The organism is Sulfurimonas sp. (assembly GCF_028713515.1).
Classification (GTDB): domain Bacteria; phylum Campylobacterota; class Campylobacteria; order Campylobacterales; family Sulfurimonadaceae; genus Sulfurimonas.
This window is the reverse complement of record NZ_JAQTOD010000001.1, coordinates 203,027-226,295: the sequence shown is the minus strand read 5'-3', so window position 1 is coordinate 226,295 and position 23,269 is coordinate 203,027. Positions and strand designations below refer to the sequence as shown.

The window sequence follows — 23,269 nt, the reverse complement described above, 5'->3', positions numbered from 1 at the left end:
TTCAAAATGATCTAGATATCTTGAAAAAAACTGAACTTTGAGTACTTTCTTGATTGACTCCACTTGCGCCCGATGAGGCTCCACTAGTTTGATAAAAATATCTTGTTCCAAAAGACATTATAATTTTTCTTAATGTATAATTTAAACCTATATAAGCTGAGTAATTTGTTAAGTCACTTACAGAGTCTTGTGATGCACTAAGGTTAGAGTTAAAAAGTAGTGTCCTAAAAAATTTATATGTAAAACTGCCCTCAGCATGAGGGAAAATACGAACTAGTTTCTCCTGCTGGTTATACTGTGACTCACTATAAGTTACTCCACCACCAAGAGATATCTTTCCATCATATCCAACATCATACCAATATCTTAAGTTATTATCAACAGTAACTGACTCTAAATCCATCTGGATAGCGCCAGTTGTTGGATCTGTATAGTACCTACCAGTTTCACTGGTATAATATCCCGATAGTGTATTATAAAAATTATTACTTATCATGGTAGAGAGCATCATATTGGCCGAAATACGCTTCGTGCTATCATTGAGAGTTGATTCAGAATTATAATATGATAAATTCCCAGAGAGGCTTGAGCTGATTGCCTCAACTCTTTTTGAGGCACCAAAACTGGCAGTATAGGAGTAACTATTTCTATCTGGGGCTGTTATATTTATATCAGAGACAGCTTTGTTTTTCTCAACTTTACCTATAACATCAAGACCAGCAGTCAACACAAGATTATCCTCTAGGGCCTTAGTATAATGCCCACCCAACATCGCCGTTCCCATAGTCATATCAGAATAATCACCAGCAACACGATAAAGCGATACATTTTGAGTTGTTGTAAACTCCGGAGTTACCATATATGAAGAGTTTCCAAAAAGCATAACGGTATCACTGCTCTTACCGCCAGAAGATATTGTACTAGCTGTTGCACCAACACTTGCCATATACTTGGCAGTTGGATTCCAGTTTATATTTACACTTCCCATCATATTTTTCATGTCACTATAACTACTATCCATATAGGTAAGATATGAGTCAATGCGGAGTGTTTTATCTACATTCCAAGAACCATTTATTCTTATATCTTGTGCTTGATCACTCCACTCTTGTTTGGATTGAAAATAGCGATCATCTCGTAAATAGTCACGAGTTCGATTACTATAAACAGCAGAGAATGTGCCATCATTAAATCTTTTATCAACAGAAAGTGTATAATTTTTGTTTTTACGAGTCTCATCTGCATTAGTCTCATCTCGTTGCATATCAGACGACTCGCCACTATACCTAAGATTGAAATATGGAAGTTCAACTGAACCATTAACACCATATCTATCATCTGTTTGGTTATAGCTCATAGATGAACCAGCTTGAATGCTAGAATATGGATTTGATGTTTTTTCACCATAAAGTGAAAAAGGATATTTTGTCGAGCGGATAAAATCAGTACTAACACGATAATTCATACTCTTATTTTTAGAATCATAAGATTGATCATTTGTTTTATTTGTGGTATCTGTCACCATTAGTGATCCTTGCACCAAATAGCTCATCAAATTAGGATTATAAACATATCCTGTTTTTCCAAGAGTATAGTTTTGAATCATAGCCTCTTGTGATGACTTATTGTTTACATCACTAGCTCTATTTTCTGTATATCCATACTCTAAATTTCCATAAAATCCATTTGACTCCGCTTGAAGTATAGTAAAAGAGGAGATTAAAGCGATAATAGCCCGAGCAACCATATGTTTTTTCATAAATTGTTGCTCACATCAACTATCTTTTAATCTTTGCCTGTTTTTTTAGAGACTCCAAAAGAGAGTCCATCTTCTCTTTCTCACGACTTGCAGTTAGCTCACCTCTAAGACTCTCTTTGACTTTTTCAAATGAAAGCTGAGCAGCTTCTTGTCGTCCGTTAAGATGAAAAATAAAACATCCCACATCAGTTTCAACAACAGTGCTCGTTTCTCCTTTTTTAAGAGCAAAAGCAACTTTTTCTGCCATAGCATTTTCTATTCTGCCCTTATGTATCATTCCCAAATTTCCGCCCTTAATACGGGTCATATCATTGGAGTATTTAGATGCAACAGTTGCAAAATTTTCACCTTTTTTAATACTTGCCATTGCCTCATCTATTCGCTTTTTGGCAATCTGACCTCCATTTTTTACCTCTGGATTATTACGAGTATAAATCATCTGAACATCAATCTTTTCAGGCTCTTTAAACTTATATTTATTTTTTTCATAATAGGCTTTAAGATCATCATCTGAAAAAGTTAGTTTAATTTTTTGCTCATAAAGCTTTCGGATAGACTCCTCTGTCTTTAACTCATTTTGAAACTCACTTAGTGGTATTTTAGCCTGAGCTAGAGCTTGTTGAAAATTTTTACGCCCTGAAAATCCACGAACAACCGCCTCTTCTGCCTCTGAAAGTTCTTTATCAGACACTAAGATTTGCTGTTTTTTAGCGTACTGAAAAAGTAGTTCTTTGTTTATAAGACTATCAACTGCTTTTTTTTCTAGCTCTTTGATTTTTTCATCATCAACATTAGCATGATAACTCGCCTGAGGAATCAAAGCGGTAACTTCACGATCAACTCGTTTTTTTAAAATTGGTACACCATTTACTGTTGCAACTACATTATCAACTACTGCAAACAACTCTGAAGAAGTAAGCACAAACAACAAAGTAACAACAATTTTTTTAGCTAATCTATTCATCTTGGCTCCAAAAGTTTTTTATATTCATTTGGATGATTTTTCTTCCAAACTTCACTTATATATTGAAAGACTTGAACTTTTGAGTTAAATCCTTCTGTCGTATAGAGCCTATCCTCTTCATCACAATAAAGAGATGACGGTAGATGGAATGTTCCAGGGGTAGTACCGGCACCGCCAAAATAGAGGAGAAGCTCTCCTTTATCATTAAAAATTTGAACATTATTAAAAGCAGCATCTGCTGCATAAATATGACCCTCACTATCTACTGCAACGCCTTTTGGACGAGCAAACATGCCAGGCTTATCTCCAACTTTTCCGAACTTTGATAAAAATTTACCATTTTTATCAAAAATCTGAATTCTAAAATTCTGTGTATCCCCAACTATAAGATTCCCATTTCGGCGGTCAATGCTAAGGTTTGTGGGATAGTTGAACTCACCATCTTCTATTCCCCGTTTTCCAATAGTCTGAACCATCACTCCATCTAAAGTATAAACTTTAATATTATGTTGGAGTGTATCAGTTATATAAAGTAATCCAAGATCTCTATTTATAGCAATTCCAGTTGGCCGAGTAAATTCATCCTTTACACCAAAAATTTTCTGAACAGAACCATTATCATCGTATGCGTAAACTTTTTTTAACTTCGCATCGGATACATAAGTAAGTCCCTTACCATCAAAAGCGATACTTACTGGTAGCCCTAGTTTACCTGATGGCTTATCTCCCAAAAAAGATACTTTTTTAGTAGCTCGATCAATAACAAAAACAACACCTTGCGCGGTATCAGTTGTAAAGATTTTTTCCTTATATGCAGCTACGCCGTAAGGTTTCACCATGCTCTTGGCCACTTTAGCGTCCTCAACACCTATAAAAGTATCAAGCGTGCTCTCTTGCTCAAAATCACGCTCTCCAGTATAAGTAGCAATATAAAAAAGTCTTGGTTCTTCCGGAAGCACCGGAACAACAAAGCCCTCTGTAATTTTCTCTTTTTGGGCAACACATCCAGTTGCTAAAATCAATGCCAAAAAAAGCATTGAATTATAAACCACCAACTTAATCATCTTTATCTCCTTACATTAATTTTCATAATAAATAGAGTATACACAATTTCATAAGATAATGCCAATGATGTTTTACAATATAAGTATTATGGATAATTTTAGCAAACCCACCTCGGAAGAGGTGGATATTTGCTAGATGAAGAAGATTATTTTGCGTGACAGCCTATACATAAAGCACTTCCTGTATTTGCAACACGAAGGAATGTTCCATTTGTTGCTTCATGGGGATCATGACAACTACCGCACTCCACTTTGCTGTTTCTAAGAAGATTGGCGATAGTCGTTGCTCCAGCCCAACCAGTTAATGCTGTTGCAGTAGCTTTTAGCCCTGCTTTACTTGGATCATAAGTAATTGATACTGGATGATCATTTCTCAAATCTGTACCGATTGCTGTTACTCCAGCAGGCATTACAAACGCACTCCCAGCAGCCGTAGCACCAAACTTAACATTAGCTCCAAGAGCAACATACCCACCTGAGCCTGGTGCATTAACCATAGAGTTAATTGCACTAACACCATCGTGACAACTTAAACATGCCATAGACGGGCTGTTTGGCGTTGCATCAGTTGCTGTTCCACCAATAGTAGTACCATACATTGTAAATACACCAGATGGAGTTGCTTTATTCCATAATGGTGCGCCAACAAAAGCCGTGTTTGCGGCGTGAGGAGTATGACAATAAACACAAATCTCGTCATTATTATCCCCAGCATCAGACTTAATTGTTCCCGTACTAGTACCTGAAAGATTATGTTTTGTTGCCGTAATATTTGATGTTGCAAAAGCACTCGAACCCAATGCTACTATCACTGCGATAGATTGCACCACCCTTTTAAAGGTTACCATAGTACACCTCCCTTAAACTTTGTGTACTTAAATTGTAGTAGTGATATGCTTAATGTTTTATTAAGTATACAACTTTTTTTGTTATAGGAGATATTAGTTTTTATAATAAAATATAAAAATATATAGTGTTGTTTTAGCACGCTCCCGTGGGAAAGGGAGTTCTATTTATGAATGTAAATCAATGTGATAAATTAATTATAAAAAAAATAATGTTTTATTAGAAAATATTTTCTTTATATTATTACAATTATTACAATTATTTATTTTTTGTGACAACGAACGCATACACTAAAAGCAGTTTTACCTTTTGAGCGTAGCAAAAATATCCCCTCCGACCCATGAGGATCATGACAACCTGAGCAAACTAACTCTCTTCCAGGACGAGCAGGATCTTGCACGCCTTTTGTTGGATGAGTGCTTCCTCTAACAAAACTACTTATAACATGAGCTCCAGTTGCTTTTTCAGAGTGACAAGTGGTGCACAGATCCCAAATCGACTTGCGCAAAAAGAACTCTTGATTTGAGCCATGGGGATTATGGCATCTATTACATCTACCATCACGAACAGGTCCATGTTCTGATTTTTTTGCAAACCAAACATTTTTGATATTTTCATGGCAGCCAAAACAGCGATCCATAATTGGATCTGGAGTTGTATATTTTGATTTATCTTCTTTTGCATTACTATACTCTCCCTTTTCTCCCGTATGGCACTCTGTACACATCCAGTTTAGAGCAGGAGCATGTCCTTTAGTTTGTGATACTAAATTTTTATGGCACTGATAGCAAGAGGAGTCTTCTGGATTCTCAACAATTTCACCTTTTTTACGCGGCTTGTCGCTCATAACATGGCAAGTTTTACAAAGTTGTTCATTTTTATCATTATGAAGAAGATTTTTTTTAAATCCCGAAGGTTCATCTTGAAATCCAGGAGAAATCTCAGAGCGAAAATAGACAGAAATTGTTTTACTCTCTTTAACTTCCTTCTCTTTGTATGAAACAACGCTAAGAGGATTATCACCAAGATTTGCTTTTAGTGATTGACAATAGACCTGTTTGTTTGCTTTTATCTCGCGTTCAAACTGATTTCCCTGCGCATCAGTGAAGACAACTCTGCTAATCTGAGGATCTGTAACTTTAACTACAATAGTTATTTCGCTCTCATCTATAACAGTTTTAGCAAGAGGACGGATAATTTCAAGTGTAGTAGCAGAAAGCGTAAGTGAGGTTAAATAAAAAAGTGAAAAAAATGTAAGAGGCACAAGCCTCTTACGGGTAGATAAGAGTTTCATCTACTTGAGATTTTCTATAGGTTTTTTACGATCGTAATGGCGTCGTGCATGACACGCTGGAGCACACGATCCTCCAGTAGGAGTTTCAATGTAACGAATTGGAAAATTAATCGCACCAAAACTTGTTTTTGTTCGCAAGTGGTGTGGATACTCTTTTGTTCCATGAAAATCATGACACGCTCTACAAGTACGACCTTTATCTTTATTAACATGAATAAAGTGCATATTTTTATCTCCATTACGGAAATTTGTTGCCGTTGTTGTCATCTCATCTTGAATCTTTGCAGGCTCATGACACTCAAAACAGATATAGTTTTTTTCATCAAACTTAGCATAGAATGTTTCTGGAAACGGTTTTTTTAACATTCTAAGATTATCTGAACCATGAGGATTGTGACACACAGCACAATCTCCCCACAAAATAGGTCCATGATGATCAGGATTGTCTTTTAAATGCTGATCCATATTTGTCAGCTTACTACCATCAGTTGTCATTTTGCTGTTGTGGCATGATAAACATAGGTCTTTGCCTGTATCTTTAACCAACATTTTAGGAGTGTTTGTTCCATGAGGGTTGTGACACTCTAGACATTTCTTAGGTCGGTCTAATGCACCATGTTTATGCGTTACTTTTGCCAAATGCTCTTTCTTCTCTACATGGCACATAAGACACAAATCCTTATTGCCATCCGCTTTAAGTTGAAATTTAAAATTCTCTGTATGAGGATCATGACAGTTTGTGCACTGATCTTGCACTGGAGGATGAATATGCTTTGTTGTTTTCAAAAATACACCTTTGTCTGCATGACAAGATGTGCAGAGTTGATTTATATTTGAGAAGCGAAGTAGCTTCATATTGTTAGATTCGTGTGGATCATGACAAGCAGTACAAGCACCTGCACCAACTGGACCATGTATAAATTTTTTGCTATCTTTTGCTTCATGGCACTGACTACAAAGGTCAGGCATATCCATCTTTAAGGCACCGCTTTTACCATCTTTTTCTGTATGACAAAATGAGCAATCTTTATCTGCTTTTGCCATCTCATATGGTGGATGAACTACCTTTTTGGCACTTTTAAGATTTGGCTCAAAATCTGGGCGCTCTATTGGAGCAGCAACAACCTTAACTGGTTCACTTCCAGCTACTGCAAGTTCCGTAAACACAAACCCACTTGCTATCATAAGAACTACTGCCAATTTTGTAATTTTTTTATACATATCTCATGTTTTCCTTAATCTAAATTCTATCTAATCTACTAAAAATCTGTACGCATAAATGCTTGGATCATATATCGTGCCAATGAACGATACTCATCCTCATAAAGATTTCCTATCTTCATAAGCTGAGGGCGCATCATCCCATCTCTCTCTGGATAAACAATCGGCTGACTTTGACCTTTTAGGTATGCAACAAGTTTATTTTCATTACCGCTATAACGAATCCCAATCATTCGAATAGATGGTCCAACAGTATCATTATCTTTTGCATGACACATAGCGCAACCACGCTCACTAAAAATAGCGGAACCAGACTCACTGTTCACTCCTGCAAAAAGTGCAGTTCCATATACAAAAACAACTAATACAATAAATTTGTTAATCATACTTAAACTCCAAATTGATGAATTATAAAAAATAATAATCCAGCACGATTATTCTTTAATAATAATATCTTATCACAATTAAATAAATAATGTCAACAAATCTTAACAAATATACCATTTCAGCAAGGTTTCTATGAAAAGTTTAAGTCATAAATGTTAATATGTTGCAATAAAATTAAAAGGAAAAAAAATGATTCAAAGTCGTATTATTGCACTAAGTTTAGTTGCGTGTTTTGCTCTCAGCGGATGTAACGATAAAATTGAAGAGGCAAATAAGACATCTCAAAAACCAGCTACAGAAGCTCAAGCACCTCTACAACAATTACAATTAAATCAGCCTGCAAATCAGCCTGAGCAAGGACACGAGGGTCATCAACACGAAAAAGCACAGGCTAGCGGAGGACTTACTATTGCTGATCTTTATGCAAAAAAAAGTGAGTTAAGCGGAAAAGTTATCTCTATTCATGGAAATGTTGTTAAAGTTTCAGAAGCAATTATGGGCAAAAATTGGATTCATATCCAAGATGGCAGTGGTACAAAAGAGACTAGTGATATAGTTTTTACATCAGATACTCAATCGGCAAAAGTGGGTGATCATATTACCGCTAAAGGAAAAGTGGCTATTGATAAAGATTTTGGTTATGGCTATTTCTACTCAGTAATCGTTGAAGAAGCAACTTTTTCAAACTAATAAATTTTAACTAAAAAAAGATAGATTGTTATAAAATTTAAATTGGTATTTTATTCCAATAGATAAATTCAATCCATCTTAAAAAAATTTTCTACTCTTGACTACAGTGAATTTTTCTTATGGTTTTTAATCTTTGAAAATTTTCACTGTGATAAAGATATAAACATTCTCAAATACATCTAATTTAATCTTGTGGTCATATTTTATACTATAGCGTGACCGACAAACTTACTCATATTATTCATAATTTCTGAGCCTTTTCTAAAACTAACCCCACAAGCTTCATAGGCAAAAAATACTCCCGCTTGATACTTAGCACCTTTTTCATCTCTGTTGAACTCAACATACTCTTGATAAACTTTTTTGTAGTTTCCATAAGGTCCATCATTTTCTTCCAACACGGCTCCATCTCTGTCGACTATCTTTACATTCGCACCTTCTCTACCAAAAACACTCTTTTCAACATACTTAATACCTTTAAGTGGCTCAAATGATGTCTTTAAGAGATATGGTGAGTCAGGAAACAAGTCACAAAGGATCTTTAACATTCCTTTTGATTGAAACAACAGCGTGTATGCTGGGTTTAAAATTATTGCTTGTTGGTTGTTCATGATATTTGTTAGCATAGTCGCCAACTCTGGCTCATCAATAGCTATATCTTCCCAAGGATATAGTTTAAACCAGTACTCGTACTGATTGTTGTCTCTATCAAAAATTCCATTTTCATCAAATTTAACATCTTGCAGATACTCAAAACCTGTATTAAAACCTGCATCTGTTGCTATTTGCTGAAGTAGTCTTGTTGTAGTCTCTTCCTCTTCATTTCCTCTAACAGACGAGAAAAGTATCTTCCATCCATCATATCTCTCATTAAAGAGTTCGATATCATCAAAAAGTGTGATTAATCTTTTAAAATTTTCGCCAATAGCATCGTAAACATTGTTAAACTGCTTATCTTCATCCATGCTATTATACTTTAAAAGCGCCCACTGAAGCAGTGCTGTCTCAAAAAGAGCAGTTGGAGTGTCTGCGTTGAACTCTATTAGTTTTATAGGTTTACCATCCATGCCGCCAGCCACATCAAATCTACCATAAATATGCCAATGAACATCATTTTCCCAACTTTTTTTAATTGCATCTATAAGATTAAAAGGTATTCCAAGCTCAAAAAAAAGATTATTATCTATAACATGTTGAGCCGCCTCGGCATACATATCATAAATCTCATTTATAGCCTCATAGTAAGCTTCTGCTTCATTTTGGGATATCTTTATAATCTCATCACTAACATATCTACTACCATCTTCATCTGTATGCCACGCAAATCCTAGCTCTTCAAGTATCTCTGGAGTAAGTGATTTTATCTTTTGCAAGTTCATATATCACCCTCCATAGCTGCTAGAGCCACCAGACGATGAAGCTCCGCTAGAACCACCAAAAAAGCTTTTTTTCGCACCGCTACTACTTGATGATGAAGCACCAGATGCGCTTCTGCTGTATGCGCTTCTATTTGAGGCCGTGGAGTTACTCGCAAAACTTTTGTTTTTCATAAGAGCATTGCCAATCATATTTCCCATAAGTGAGCCAGCTGCAACCGCTAAAATAGTTCCAGCTAGACCCATCCCAGCATTTCCTTCACCACTTTTAAGTGTTTCAGAAGAGCCACTTTGAACTTTTTGATACTCCTCTTCTGCTAGTTTTTTCATCTCACCTTCGCTCATAATTCTCTCAGTGATATTACCATCACTGCCTTTTTCACGAATTATTGCCCTGCTTGGACCACTTGTTGGAGTTTCTTCAACTACAATATACTTTCCGTTTGTAAGCTGTTCAATAACTAAAAATTTATTTTGTTGTTGTTTTTCTTCCTTCTGCTCTGATTGACAACCGCTCAATACGCTCATCATTATCAAACCAGCACTTCCTAATGCTACACCACTCGCTATTGAAGAGATATGTTTCATCTTGTTTTCCTCGCTTTAATGTTATTTATTTTAATCAATTTAGAAGATTCTCTCTCACATAAACCGTTTATATCTTCTATAATTATATCGGATTTAGTTTCACAAAAATCTCTACTAAAGCTCTCGCTACTTTTGTTTGCAGAAGTTGAATAGCACCATGATAGCTTTCTTACAATCTGTGAACTCTGCTTAAGTGCCGAAATCCTAAATGCTCTATTTTTTACAATAAATGTTGTTTTTTTAGCATAACGGATAGCTCGTCTTTTGCTTACTGGAACTCTGTTTCCAGTTTCAACAAAACTTTTAAAACTACTATAAACTTTTATAAATGGTTTTGTGTTTGAGCGAGATTTTATCTCATAAAGTTTTTGTGAACTTTGAGATAAAAAACCGACAGTAGTATCGGTTTGAATGAGTATGGTGGGCATTTTTAAGCTAGAAAATCTTGTAGTGCTTTAGCGTCCGACCAAGAGTCATCTTTCATCTCTTCAAGCGCTAAAATTAACGCTCTTGCTGCGCTAAGCGTTGTAAAGTATGGGATTTTTCTTTTTAGGACTTCTTGTCTAATAACAATTGCATCTTTTTTAGATGTATTGTTATCAGATGTATTTATCGCCATTGAGATAGCGTCATTTTTCATACTATCTTCAATATTTGGACGACCTTCAGAAATTTTTAGAACTATCTCGCAAGGGATTCCAGCTTTTTCGATGATAGTTTGAGTTCCTCTTGTTGCAACTAGCTTAAAGCCATGCTTGTGAAGTCCTCTTGCAATCTCAGGAGCGTGCTCTTTATCGACATCTACAAAAGACAAAAAGCAGGTTCCCTCAGTTGCTATTTTGTTTCCAGCTGCGAGTTGAGCTTTTGCAAAACTGATACCAAAGTTAGAGCTAATTCCCATAACTTCACCAGTTGATTTCATTTCAGGTCCAAGAACCAAATCTGCACCATAGAGTTTATTGAAAGGGAAAACAGCTTCCTTAACAGATATGTAATCTTTTAAGCGAGGCTTCAATAAACCATTAACTTCTTGAACAACACTGTATTTGTCATAGTACTCTAACGAGCTTCTAAGAGTCTCACCTACCATAACACGAGTCGCAACTTTAGCAAGTGGCATACCTGTTGCCTTGCTTACAAAAGGAACAGTTCTTGATGCTCTAGGATTTACCTCAATTAGGTAAATTTCATCCTTATAAATTGCGTATTGAACATTCATGAGACCAACCACGCCAAGTCCAAGAGCGATTACTTTTGTCTGTTGCTCAACTTTTTCAATCATCTCAGCTGAGAGATTTACAGGAGGAAGAGAGCAAGCGCTATCTCCAGAGTGGATTCCAGCTTCTTCAATATGTTGCATAACTGAGCCAATGTAAACATCTGTACCATCGCAAATAGCATCTACATCAAGCTCTATTGCTTGATCTAAAAATTTGTCTATTAGAACTGGAGCGTTATTTGAAACTGAAACAGCTAAATCCATATATTGTCTTAACTCATCTTCGCTGTAAACAATTCTCATCCCACGACCGCCAAGTACGAATGATGGACGGACAAGAACAGGATAGCCCAATTTTTCTGCTATTGGATAGGATTCCTCTTTCGAGCGAGCGAGTCCATTTGCCGGTTGTTTTAGACCATGCTTAGTAACAAAATTTGAGAATTGCTCTCTGTCTTCAGCTAGATCAATAACAGCAGATGGAGTTCCTGAAATCTTAGCCCCAATTTTTGTTAGACCGTCTGCTAGTTTAAGTGGAGTTTGACCGCCAAAGTGAACTATTACACCATCTGGATTTTCTGTTTCAATTACAGCTCTTACATGTTCAAAATCAATTGGTTCAAAATATAAAACATCAGAAGTGTCATAGTCAGTTGAAACCGTTTCGGGATTACAGTTATACATGATAGTCTCGATGCCCATCTCTTTAAGAGCAAATGCTGCATGTACACAGCAGTAATCAAACTCGATACCCTGCCCGATTCTGTTTGGACCACCACCCAAAATAAGAACTTTTTTCCTATCGCTCTCTCTTTTTTGAACATTTGGTAATTTTGTGATATTTGTTGTTGAATAAAGATATGGGGTAAGCGCTTCAAACTCCGCTCCACAAGTATCAACTTCATTATATTCAGAATTTACACCAAGAGCTTTTCTTGCACTATAAACATCTTCTTCGTTTACTTTTTTACCGCTATTTTTAGTGATTAGTTGTGAGATTCTTTTGTCTGAAAAACCATCAACTTTGGCATTTCTCATAAACTCTGCATCACTTAAAATAGAGTCGTTAATCTCGCTCTCTGTTTTTAAAATTTCTTCTAATTGATACAAAAACCATGGGTCAATCTGGCAAGTGTTAAACATATCTTCAATGCTCATACCACGACGAAAACCCTCTGCAACATATAAAACTCTGTCCGCATTTGGACGACGAATCTCATGCTTGATAAAATCAAAATCAGCATCAATTGGGTCAAATCCACAAAGACCAGTTTCAAGCGAGCACAGAGCTTTTTGGATAGACTCTTTAAAAGTTCTACCAATTGCCATAACTTCGCCAACACTTTTCATACTCGTACTTAGCGTATTTTGTGCTTCTGGGAATTTTTCAAATGTAAATCGTGGGATTTTTGTAACAACATAATCAATTACTGGCTCAAAAGATGCAGGAGTTCCTGTAATATCATTTGTAATCTCATCAAGAGTAAAGCCAACAGCTAAAAGCGTTGCAACCTTTGCTATCGGATAACCTGTCGCTTTACTTGCAAGCGCAGACGAGCGACTAACACGAGGATTCATCTCGATTACAATCATCCTTCCGGTTTTAGGGTCAATTGAGAACTGAACATTACTTCCACCAGTATCAACACCAATCTCTCGTAAAATATCAAAAGAAGCATTACGCATTCTTTGATACTCTTTGTCTGTTAAAGTAAGTGCAGGTGCTACCGTAATACTATCTCCGGTATGAACACCCATTGGGTCAAAATTCTCGATAGAACATACGATAATACAGTTGTCAGCTTTATCGCGGATAACTTCCATCTCGTACTCTTTCCAGCCTAAAAGAGACTCTTCGACCAATATTTCTGTAACAGGAGACTCATCAAGACCGCGAGCTGCTAGTTCTTTAAACTCATCCATATTGTATGCAACACCACTACCACCGCCAGCTAGGGTGAAAGAGGCACGGATTATTATAGGAAAACCTATCGCATCCGCAGCTTTTAACGCATCTTCCATGTTGTATGCGTACATAGAAAATGGCAAATCCATTCCGATTTTGATCATAGCTTCTTTAAATGCAGAACGATCTTCACCCTTATGGATAGCTTCAGGGGATGCGCCTAAAAATTCAATTCCTTTTAACATTCCTTTTTCATACATACTTGTAGCAACATTTAACGCTGTTTGTCCACCCATTGTAGGAAGAATAGCATCGACACTCTCATCTTTTATAATCTTAGCAATTATCTCTTCTTTGATTGGTTCAATATAAGTTCTGTCAGCGAATTCTGGGTCTGTCATAATTGTTGCAGGATTTGAGTTAATGAGAACAACGCGGTAACCTAACTCTTTTAAAGTTTTAACAGCTTGCGTTCCAGAGTAGTCAAATTCACAAGCTTGACCAATGATGATTGGACCAGATCCAATCAATAAAATAGTTTTAATATCAGTGCGTTTTGGCATTTTTCACCTTTAATTTATTCATAAAAAAATCTGTTAATTATAGGCAAAAAGCACTTAATATTTGATGAGTTACCTAACTTTTTTGATTATATGAAAGTAGTTTGGATTGTTTGATTTGTAGTATGGTACAACTTCGGCCGTTTGAAAACCCTGAGCTTTTGTGATTGAGAGTATTGTTCCAACCTTAAGTCCACTAAAAAATATTCCATCAAGTCCAGAGGTCGTAACTAAGTCTCCTTTTTTAACTGGATACCAAGCTGGGATAAATGTTACAACTAAATTTTTAGAGTTATTTCCATGAGCAATTCCAGGTGCACTTTCATCACCCACATAAACAGAATATGAGCTTTTTATATCACTATTTAAGATACCAAGAGCCCTTCCGCCGTCTGAGACAACTATACCAGCAACAACTTCTTTGTTGATTAATCCATATATTTTTGAAGAGTTATAATCCTTAATCTCCAACCAAACTCTATTAAAATCTCCAAATCTTTGATAAGAGATTGCTCTTACTAGCTGTACTTCTGGCTCACTTTTTAAGCGTGAGCTATTTTGTGAAAGTAGTCCATTTACTTCAGAAGCTAATTGTTGCATTAAAAGATGATTTTCTTCATATTTGCTTAATTGTTTTTTGAGTTGCAGTATCTGCTGTGCTTGAAAAAAGTGGCTATCTATTTTACTGTCAATAAATTCTACGGAGTTGTGATAGTCTATTTTTATACTATTTAGGAGTGATATGATTGGCGATTGAATAACGCCCGTGAAGTAAAGTGCACCTACTAGAAGTGCAATAAACAGAGATAAGGAGCCTATTAGCTTCTTAGTCATTATCGAAAAGTTCTTGTAGTAAATCTATCTCCTCTAAAGCCCTGCCTGTTCCTCTTGCAACCGCCAATAAAGGCTCATCTGCCACATAAACTGGAATTTTTACAATATCAGAAAGATATTTATCAAGCTGGCGAATCAAAGCTCCACCACCTGTTAAAATAATACCGTGATTTACAATATCGCCAGCCAAGTCAGGAGGCATCTGTTCCAACACATCTCTAAGGGCTTCTGCAATCTCTTTGAGAGGATCTCTCATAGCCTCTTTTGCATCTTCACTTGTAAGTTCAACTGAGCTAAGTAGTCCCTCAACTTGATCTCTTCCTGTAATAATCATCTTTAGCTCAGTTTCAAGTGTTGTAGCAGTTCCTATGTCAATCTTTATCTCCTCAGCAACTCTCTCGCCTATAAGAAGATTGTATTTTTTTCTAACATAGTTCACTATTGATTGATCTATTTTATCACCGGCAGTACGAATTGATTTTGAAAGTACGAGTCCACCGAGAGAGACAACACCGATTTCAGTTGTACCACCACCAATATCTACAACCAAATTTCCTTTTGGCTCTCTTATTTCAATTCCAGCTCCAATAGCCGCAGCCATCGGCTCTTCGATTAGAAAAACTTGTCTAGCACCAGCGCTAAGAGCTGATTCGCGAACAGCTTTTCTTTCAACCTGAGTTAGTCCATAAGGAACACAAATGATGATTCTAGGACTAATAAGACTTGTTCTTCCGTGAGCTTTTTCTATAAATTTTCTTATCATCTTCTCAGTCATATCAAAGTCAGCAATAACGCCATCGCGCATCGGGCGGATAGCTTTGATATTTCCAGGAGTTTTGCCAACCATCTCTTTAGCTTCATGCCCAACTGCCAAAACTCTTTGTTGCCCATATCTCTCAGTCTTCACTGCTACAACAGATGGCTCATTTATTATAATACCTCTGCCTTTTGCTATTACTATGGTGTTTGCTGTTCCTAAATCTATGGATAGATCATTTGAAAAAAGTCCTATTAATTTACTAAATATCATTATTTTGCCTTATACTATTTTTTTAAGTTGTTTTTTTATATACACAGGTGCCTCGCCATCATCAATCACGGCCTTTGTGATCAAGACTTCATAACCGCTATATTCCGGAAGTTCATACATAATATCTATCATATTTTCCTCTAGAATTGCGCGAAGCCCACGAGCACCAGTTTTTCGTTTGATAGATTTTTTTGCTATAGCTTTTAGAGCATCATCTTCAAAATTTAGCTCTACTCCGTCTATTGAGAAAAGTTTCTTATACTGTTTTATTACAGAATTTTTTGGCTCAGTCAGAATGCGAACCATATCCTCTTCTGTAATCTCATTCAGCGAAGCAATAATAGGAAGTCTTCCAACTAGCTCAGGAATAAGTCCATAACTAACTAAATCATCAGGCTCAACCATAGCATAAGTTGTTTTTTGCTCATTTTTAGTTTTCTTTTCTTGGTTAAAACCTAAAACATTTTCACCCTGTTTCTTTTTTAAAATCTCATCAAGCCCATCAAATGCACCGCCACAGATAAAAAGAATTCCTGTAGTATCTATCGCAATAAAATCTTGATTTGGGTGTTTTCTCCCACCTTTTGGCGGAATATTTACGATTGAACCCTCTATAATCTTAAGAAGTGCCTGCTGAACACCCTCTCCTGATACATCGCGAGTAATAGAACGATTTTCGCTCATACGAGAAATTTTATCAATCTCATCAATAAACACTATCCCTTTTTGAGCTTTATCTACATCCCCATCAGCCGCTTGAAGAAGCTTGGTTAAAATATTTTCAACATCTTCTCCAACATAACCAGCTTCGGTAAGACTTGTGGCATCTGCAATTGCTATTGGTACATTTAAAACTCTAGCAATAGTTTGAGCCATAAGAGTTTTTCCGCTTCCAGTAGGTCCTATAAGGAGCACATTTGACTTTGCAATCTCTGTCTCATTATCACTTAAATTATCTGCTCTAAATATTCTTTTATAGTGGTTATAAACAGCAACACTTACGAGTTTTCTAGCTCTCTCTTGTCCAATTACATAGTCACTTAAAAACTCATTCAGCTCTTTTGGAGTCATAAGTTTTGTCACTGCATCAACAAGTTTATTTTTTTTTGAACCTAGCTGCTCAACTTCATCGCCAAACATTATTTTATAAGCAGATGTAACACAATTTCTGCATATATAAACGCCATTACCAGCAATTAGAGGATTTGCGTCACTCTCTAGCGCATCACAAAAACTACAAGATCTACTAATCATATATTTTTTCTCTCAAATGGAATTCCTCGTTTTGTTTTTAATATAAAATTACAAAGATTATGAATATTGTAGCTGTTACTACTTTCTAAGAGTTCGTTAGCAACATCTTTTAACGCTTTTCCTGACTCAAAGAGATCTCTGTAAGCAGATTTAAGCTCATCAATTTCTTCTCTCTCCATATGTCTTCTTAGCCCAGTTAGATTTAGCCCTCTTATATATGCACGATTTCCCTCCGCCATACAAAATGGTGGTATATCTTGTGCGAGTGCGGAAGCTCCAGCTATCATCGCATAATCGCCAATATGAACAAACTGATGAATAGGAGTCATACCTCCAATAACGGCATAATCCCCCATCTCAACATGCCCTGCAAGAGTTGCACCATTTGCAAGAACACAATGATTTCCAATAATTACATCATGACCTATATGAACATAACCCATAAAAAGATTATGAGAACCGATGATAGTTTTTCCACCACCACCTTTTGTTCCAGGGTTAAAAAGAGTAAACTCTCTGATTTTGTTATTGTCACCAATAATTAGCTCTACATCTTCCCCGTCAAACTTCAAATCTTGTGGAGCCGAACCAATTACAGCATGTGAAAATATATGATTATTTTTACCTATAGTTGTTTTTCCATAGATAAGTGAGTTTTGGTCTATTTTTGTTCCATTACCAATGGTTGTATTTGCTGAGATAAAACAATAAGCTCCAATCTCAACATCTTGCCCGATAGTTGCGCCGTTTTCTATGATAGCTAGAGGGGAAATTTTATTCATATTTATTTATCAACAATCATAGCTTTTAGCTCAGCTTGTGAAACCAAAACATCATCAACAAAGGCTTTTCCATCAAGTATCCAAATAGTGCCTTTGTTTTTAATTACGCTGATTCTGTACTCTAGTCTATCACCTGGCTTAACGGGAACACGGAATTTTGCGTTGTCTATGCTCATAAAGTAAACAACTTTTGTTGCCGCCTCTTCTTCTGTCATATCACCCATACTTTTAAATGCTAAGATACCACCAGCTTGTGCCATACCTTCAAGTATCATAACTCCTGGATAGATTGGATGACCTGGAAAGTGACCTTGAAATACATTATCACCGATTGTTACATTTTTAAATCCTATCAAAGACTCTTTTGGCTCAATATGAGTAACTCTATCTAAAAGTAAAAAAGGGTAACGGTGAGGAATAATTTTTTGAATTTCAACAACATCCATAGTCATGGGTAGCCTTAAGTATAAATTTTTGATGATTTTAGCTAAAAAAAGATTATAAAATGATTAGTTTTTCTCCACTATCTTCATATATTTTTGAATCTAGCTCTACCAATAACTTAGAGTTTAAAATATTTTTAACAACAATTATAGGTGTTAAATCATAACCAGAATCAAGCAAAATATCTCTAATTTTTGTCTCTTCATGGAAATTTGGAGGATTAAAAATAAGCTCATTTATACTCTCATAACAGCCACCACAAAGCTCGTTAAAAAAATCCAAAGTTATAAATTTTATCTCATCTCGATTAAAATAGTGGATATTTTTAGCTTCAAAATCTACACGACCAGATGCCGTTTTTCTCGGCAGAGTTGAGTAAGATAGAGCATAAGCGGGAATCACATCATTTCTGTTTTCAACCACCCTAAAACTAAATTGACGGTAATTTAAAAACTTATATTTCACTATTTTATACTCAACTCCACTATCTTCAAGCTCTACTCTTTTTTTATACATCTGAATTCTCTCCTCAATTGAAGAGGGGAGAGTTTGATTTGAGATTGGTGAAAACATCTCATCCATAAGCCTATTTTGCTGCTCTCTTTGCATGGTTAACCCATAGATACATCCGCAATAATCTTGTCTGTAGAGCTGCTCCTCTTTTGTGATGCGACTCTGCTCTTGCGTCCCACCATTTGTACGATAGTCAAAAGCAATAAACTCAACCCCATACTTTTTATAAAAAATATCACCGCTTTTTTTTAATTGCTCTTGTGATTTTAATGGGCTTACTAAAAGCGTCGTAGTTATCTTTGTCTCTCCAAGCTCAAGCGCTTTTTTGACACTTATTTCAAAACGCCTATCAAAACAGACTTCGCACCTTTTTCCTTTTTCAGGTTCGTTCTCTAATCCTTTAACTGCCTCCATCCATGCTTCAAAATCGTACTCTCCTTCAAGTAGTTCGATACCTAGTTTTTTACATGAACGCTCTACATCTAAAAGGCGCAGTTGATATTCGGAGTATGGATGGATATTTGGGTCATAAAAGAAGCCAATTAGCTTCTCATGAGGAAAATCGCGTTGGAGTTTTTCTAAGAAAAAGTGTGAGTCAACACTACAGCAGATATGTACGAGCATCTACAAAAAAATCTCTATTGCTCGTTTTAAATCTTCTTCTGTATCTATCCCAAAGCCAGTGCTTGCGACTTTTACCATTTGAATTTTTTTTTGATGATAGATTGCACGGAGTTGCTCTAACTTTTCAATATCTTCTAACGGAGCATCTTTAAGATTACAAAATTCGCTTAGGCTTTTTTTACTAAACCCATAAATACCAATATGCCCAAAATAGCTAGCATCTCCACTTCTGTTATATGGGATTGGCGAACGAGAGAAGTATATTGCGTTATCTCTATCGTCAAGTACTACTTTTACAAGATTTGGATCTTTTGCAGACTCTTCATTTATGGAGTTGTAGCAACTTCCCATGATAAACTCCTCGCCACTTTTTTGAAGCTCTGTAAGTTTTAAAAGTAGTGAGTTTACAACCTCAGGCTCAATAAATGGCTCGTCTGCTTGAACATTTATGATAAGCTCATCATCATGAAGATTTAAAATATTTGCACACTCATTGATGCGATCAGTTCCACTTTTGTGAGTTGTTGAAGTCAGCATAGCTTCCACACCGTGTTCTTTGCATATTGAGATTATCAACTCATTATCTGCGGCAACCACAACTCTACCTAGGTGTGCTACTCTTTTTGCAGTTCTTACAACCATTGGCAACCCGCCAATATCTGCCAATACCTTTTGCGGAAATCTTGTTGATGCCAATCTTGCCGGAATAATTATCATTTAGTCCCTTTTTATCAGTATAATTACGAAATTATACTAAAAAAGGGTGTAGATGCTTCTTTACCAACCAGATTCTGGTTACTGCTATAATAGCGACTCTATTTTTCTTTATGATTTTATAAGCTTCTTTAAGCCAAAAGGTAGAGTTTTAGATGTTGGCGCAGGGTGTGGTGTGATAGGACTTTTAGTAGCAAGAGATAATGAAAAAGTTGAGCTAGAAGCGGTTGAAAAACAGGATATTTTTGTAGAATACGCAAGAGTAAACGCAAGAGTAAACAGTATAAAGTATAAAATTCATAACAGTGATTTTTTAGAGCTAGATGAAGGGCTAAAATATGACTATATTATCTCAAATCCGCCTTTTTATCATAATGGTGTAACTAAAAGCGAGAATAAGATGCTTTTTGCTGCGAGATACAGTATAAACTTGCCCTTAGATAAGTTTTTTAAGAAGGTCTCAAGAATCTTAAAGCCAAACTCGCATTTTATATTTTGCTATGATGCTTCGCAGTTTGGGCTGATTTGTGCTGAGCTTGAGAAAGTGAAAATGAGAGCAGTTGATGTGCAGTTTATTCATCCAAAAAAAGATAAAGTAGCATCATTAGTTATGATACATGCAAAAAATGGTTCAAAATCGCTTATGAAAATCTGGGAGCCATTTTTTAACTTTGAAGATAGTGATATTTCCGATAAAGCAAAAGAGATATATAAAAAAGCAAAAACACAGAGTATAAAATGTCAAATTTAATCAAAAAAGATGGATATAGTTACACCTTTGATGCCTCAGCTTGCTCTACTTGTCAGGCTAGATGCTGCACCGGAGAGAGTGGCTACATCTTTGTTACAAAAGAGGAGATTAAAAATATCTCAAAACTCCTTGATATGAAAAAAGATGATTTTATAAAAAAATATCTTTTTAAAGAGGGATTTAAACACTCGATAAAAGAGAGAAAAGTAGGCGAGAGCTATGAGTGCGCTTTTTACAATAGTGAGTCAAATGGCTGCAGTATCTACGAAGCCAGACCTTTGCAATGTATAACATTCCCTTTTTGGGACTATTTTAAAAATAGAGTTGATGAGTTAAAATTAGAGTGTCCAGGAGTTGTTGATGTCAAATAAAATAGTTTTATTTATGCTACTTATCTTATCGGTCGCATTCAGTGGCTGCGTAGGGAAATACGGCAAAGATGTAAAAGCAAATCAAAAAATGTTTAACGAAGAGGATATTTATATATTTGCTGGACTTAACTCAGAGCAGGCAAAAGAGAACAATGCATCATCTGTGATATTTAACTCATTATATGAAAAAACTGGCAGAAGAGAGTATTTTATTCGCTCTATAAAAAATGATATTGAAGCCAGCGAGAATGAAAGAGCTATTTGGCGAATAGATGAAATTATTGGCAAAAAGATTAATGATTTTGAACTTGTACGATTTAAGATTGTTGCTCTAATGAACCTAGATAGGCTAGATGAGGCAAAAGAACTGGTGTTAAAACTTGTTGCTAATTCTGGCACAGTTGATGATTATCTCTTGAGCGCTGATATATATATAAAACTAAAAGAGTTTGATACTTGTGTTAAATATTTAGAGAGTGCTTACTTAAAAGAGCATGATGAAAAACTACTAGATAAAATTTCAGTAATCCTATATGTGAACCTTCAAAGAAAGACAGATGCCATTGCTCAACTTGAAACACACTCAAGAGTTCTTGGTTGTTCAAAAATAATATGTATGAGACTTGCTAGTTTTTATAGTAATGATAACAATATAGACGGGCTGCTCTCGGTTTATCTTAGACTCTACAAGATCGAACAACATAAAGAAATAGGCGAAAAAATTCTTCAAATATATGGATATAAAAAAGATTTCTTGAAGATGATGATGTTTTTGGAGGAGAGTAAGATAAATGATGAAGCCCTACTGCAACTCTACATCCAACAAAAAAATTATAAAAAAGCATCGCTACTAGCAAATGAACTCTATAAAAAAATCGGCGACATTAACTTTCTTGGACAAAGTGCTATTTTTGAGTACGAGAGTAGTGATGACAAAAAAGATAAAGTTATGGTAAAAAGCATAATTGAAAAACTAGAATCTGTTGTGGCCATAAAAAAAGATGGATTGTACCTCAACTATCTTGGATATGTTTTAATTGATTATGAACTGGACATAAAAAAAGGAATACAATATATAGAGGAAGCGCTAAAAATGGAGCCAGATTCTATCTACTATCTGGATTCTTTGGCGTGGGGTTATTATAAACTTAATGATTGCAAAAAAGCTGGTGAGCTTATGGATAGAGTAATAAAAGACGACAACACTAACAATGAAGAGATTAAAATTCATCTAGATGCAATAAACAAATGTAAAAAAGGTAAAAAATGATTTTAGACGAAATAATTAAAAAAACAAGAGAAGATGTTATTAAAAGAGAAAAAGAGTTTTCACTAGATTGGCTTGGTCGCTCATTAGCCTTCAATGCAAGAGCGCCGCGAGATGTGTTTCCATACTTAACTGCAACAGAAAATGACCCTTTTAGAATTATTGCAGAGGTAAAAAAAGCTTCTCCATCAAAAGGTGTTATCAGAGAAAATTTTGACCCGATTGCGATTGCTCAGAGTTACGAAAGAGGCGGTGCTAGTGCAATTTCAATCCTCACGGAACCTCACTTTTTTCAAGGTAGTTTAGATTATCTAGGGCAAATCAGAAGATATGTTGGAATTCCACTTTTGAGAAAAGATTTTATAGTTACAAAGTACCAGATTTTAGAGGCTATGGTTCATGGCGCTGATTTTATACTTCTCATTGCCGCTGCACTTAGCAAGAGCGAACTAAAGGAGCTTTTGGGATACACCAGACATCTAGGCATGGAAGCTTTGGTTGAAGTTCATGATAAAACAGACTTAGTAAAAGCCATCTATGCAGGAAGCGACATCATAGGGATAAATCATAGAAACTTACAAACTTTCGAGATGAATATGAACCTATCTTACGAGTTGATTCCAATGATACCTAATGGTAAAGTTATAGTAGCAGAGAGTGGAATTTATGAGCATGGACAACTTGAAGATCTATCTAAAGCCGGTGTGGATGCATTTTTAGTTGGAGAATCTCTGATGCGTCAAGAAAATGAAGAAGAGGCACTTAAAAAGTTAAAATTTGGGTGAGTAAATTCTGATAAATCTTTCGCATT

At 35.8% G+C, this 23,269-nt stretch carries 23 protein-coding genes; 5 read left to right on the top strand and 18 right to left on the bottom strand.

The window, feature by feature from the left end:
- Position 1 precedes the first annotated feature (1 nt).
- From PHV22_RS01190 to PHV22_RS01160, 7 genes are all read right to left on the bottom strand, one after another.
- Complete coding sequence (locus PHV22_RS01190) at positions 2-1,759, bottom strand: hypothetical protein (RefSeq protein ID WP_295021452.1); 1,758 nt, start codon at positions 1,757-1,759, stop codon at positions 2-4.
- 19 nt (positions 1,760-1,778) lie between these two features.
- Entirely contained in the window at positions 1,779-2,723 is a 945-nt protein-coding gene (locus PHV22_RS01185; protein WP_295021453.1) for a peptidyl-prolyl cis-trans isomerase, read from the bottom strand.
- Entirely contained in the window at positions 2,720-3,787 is a 1,068-nt protein-coding gene (locus PHV22_RS01180) for an SMP-30/gluconolactonase/LRE family protein (RefSeq protein ID WP_295021454.1), read from the bottom strand. The genes PHV22_RS01185 and PHV22_RS01180 overlap by 4 nt, the downstream gene beginning before the upstream one ends.
- A 146-nt stretch (positions 3,788-3,933) precedes the next feature.
- A complete protein-coding gene (locus PHV22_RS01175) occupies positions 3,934-4,635 on the bottom strand; it encodes a cytochrome c3 family protein (RefSeq protein WP_295021456.1) in 702 nt (233 codons plus the stop codon).
- Between the two features lie 260 nt (positions 4,636-4,895).
- Entirely contained in the window at positions 4,896-5,927 is a 1,032-nt protein-coding gene (locus PHV22_RS01170) for a cytochrome c3 family protein (RefSeq protein WP_299945200.1), read from the bottom strand.
- Positions 5,928-7,148, bottom strand: a complete 1,221-nt coding sequence (locus PHV22_RS01165; RefSeq protein WP_295021459.1) for a cytochrome c3 family protein — start codon at positions 7,146-7,148, stop codon at positions 5,928-5,930.
- Between the two features lie 38 nt (positions 7,149-7,186).
- A complete protein-coding gene (locus PHV22_RS01160) occupies positions 7,187-7,534 on the bottom strand; it encodes a c-type cytochrome (protein WP_295021460.1) in 348 nt (115 codons plus the stop codon).
- Between the two features lie 190 nt (positions 7,535-7,724).
- Between PHV22_RS01160 and PHV22_RS01155 the strand changes: the two genes are divergently transcribed.
- Positions 7,725-8,225 (top strand): hypothetical protein, encoded by a 501-nt coding sequence (locus PHV22_RS01155; RefSeq protein WP_295021463.1) that lies wholly within the window; start codon positions 7,725-7,727, stop codon positions 8,223-8,225.
- 203 nt (positions 8,226-8,428) lie between these two features.
- Here the strand turns inward: PHV22_RS01155 and PHV22_RS01150 are convergent, their stop codons facing one another.
- The 11 genes from PHV22_RS01150 to kdsB form a co-directional block, all read right to left on the bottom strand.
- Entirely contained in the window at positions 8,429-9,604 is a 1,176-nt protein-coding gene (locus tag PHV22_RS01150) for a glutathionylspermidine synthase family protein (RefSeq protein ID WP_295021464.1), read from the bottom strand.
- A gap of 3 nt (positions 9,605-9,607) precedes the next feature.
- Positions 9,608-10,189 (bottom strand): hypothetical protein, encoded by a 582-nt coding sequence (locus PHV22_RS01145; RefSeq protein ID WP_295021466.1) that lies wholly within the window; start codon positions 10,187-10,189, stop codon positions 9,608-9,610.
- A complete protein-coding gene (locus PHV22_RS01140; RefSeq protein ID WP_295021468.1) occupies positions 10,186-10,617 on the bottom strand; it encodes a hypothetical protein in 432 nt (143 codons plus the stop codon). The genes PHV22_RS01145 and PHV22_RS01140 overlap by 4 nt, the downstream gene beginning before the upstream one ends.
- Before the next feature lie 2 nt (positions 10,618-10,619).
- The gene (carB, locus tag PHV22_RS01135; protein WP_295021470.1) at positions 10,620-13,877 is read right to left on the bottom strand and encodes a carbamoyl-phosphate synthase large subunit; all 3,258 of its coding nucleotides are present in this window, start codon (positions 13,875-13,877) and stop codon (positions 10,620-10,622) included.
- A gap of 69 nt (positions 13,878-13,946) precedes the next feature.
- Positions 13,947-14,708 (bottom strand): rod shape-determining protein MreC, encoded by a 762-nt coding sequence (mreC, locus tag PHV22_RS01130; protein ID WP_295021473.1) that lies wholly within the window; start codon positions 14,706-14,708, stop codon positions 13,947-13,949.
- A complete protein-coding gene (locus tag PHV22_RS01125) occupies positions 14,701-15,738 on the bottom strand; it encodes a rod shape-determining protein (RefSeq protein WP_299945192.1) in 1,038 nt (345 codons plus the stop codon). The genes mreC and PHV22_RS01125 overlap by 8 nt, the downstream gene beginning before the upstream one ends.
- 9 nt (positions 15,739-15,747) lie before the next feature.
- Entirely contained in the window at positions 15,748-16,992 is a 1,245-nt protein-coding gene (clpX, locus tag PHV22_RS01120; protein WP_295021476.1) for an ATP-dependent Clp protease ATP-binding subunit ClpX, read from the bottom strand.
- Positions 16,989-17,774: an acyl-ACP--UDP-N-acetylglucosamine O-acyltransferase gene (gene lpxA / locus PHV22_RS01115; RefSeq protein WP_295021478.1), complete on the bottom strand. Its 786-nt coding sequence runs from the start codon at positions 17,772-17,774 to the stop codon at positions 16,989-16,991. The genes clpX and lpxA overlap by 4 nt, the downstream gene beginning before the upstream one ends.
- A gap of 2 nt (positions 17,775-17,776) precedes the next feature.
- Positions 17,777-18,226, bottom strand: coding sequence for a 3-hydroxyacyl-ACP dehydratase FabZ (fabZ, locus tag PHV22_RS01110; RefSeq protein ID WP_295021479.1), 450 nt, complete (start codon positions 18,224-18,226; stop codon positions 17,777-17,779).
- 46 nt (positions 18,227-18,272) lie between these two features.
- On the bottom strand, positions 18,273-19,355 hold the full coding sequence (locus PHV22_RS01105) for an epoxyqueuosine reductase QueH (protein WP_295021480.1): 1,083 nt from the start codon (positions 19,353-19,355) through the stop codon (positions 18,273-18,275).
- Entirely contained in the window at positions 19,356-20,072 is a 717-nt protein-coding gene (gene kdsB, locus PHV22_RS01100) for a 3-deoxy-manno-octulosonate cytidylyltransferase (RefSeq protein ID WP_295021481.1), read from the bottom strand.
- A gap of 52 nt (positions 20,073-20,124) precedes the next feature.
- Here kdsB and PHV22_RS01095 point away from each other — a divergent pair, with 52 nt between their 5' ends.
- Genes PHV22_RS01095 through trpC form a run of 4 tightly spaced genes read left to right on the top strand, consistent with a single transcriptional unit; the run spans position 20,125 to position 23,243 of the window.
- On the top strand, positions 20,125-20,820 hold the full coding sequence (locus PHV22_RS01095) for a methyltransferase (RefSeq protein ID WP_295021482.1): 696 nt from the start codon (positions 20,125-20,127) through the stop codon (positions 20,818-20,820).
- Entirely contained in the window at positions 20,808-21,191 is a 384-nt protein-coding gene (locus tag PHV22_RS01090; RefSeq protein ID WP_295021483.1) for a YkgJ family cysteine cluster protein, read from the top strand. Before PHV22_RS01095 ends, PHV22_RS01090 begins: the two co-directional genes overlap by 13 nt.
- A complete protein-coding gene (locus tag PHV22_RS01085) occupies positions 21,181-22,461 on the top strand; it encodes a hypothetical protein (protein WP_295021484.1) in 1,281 nt (426 codons plus the stop codon). Before PHV22_RS01090 ends, PHV22_RS01085 begins: the two co-directional genes overlap by 11 nt.
- Positions 22,458-23,243, top strand: a complete 786-nt coding sequence (gene trpC / locus PHV22_RS01080) for an indole-3-glycerol phosphate synthase TrpC (RefSeq protein ID WP_295021485.1) — start codon at positions 22,458-22,460, stop codon at positions 23,241-23,243. Before PHV22_RS01085 ends, trpC begins: the two co-directional genes overlap by 4 nt.
- Positions 23,244-23,269 lie beyond the last annotated feature (26 nt).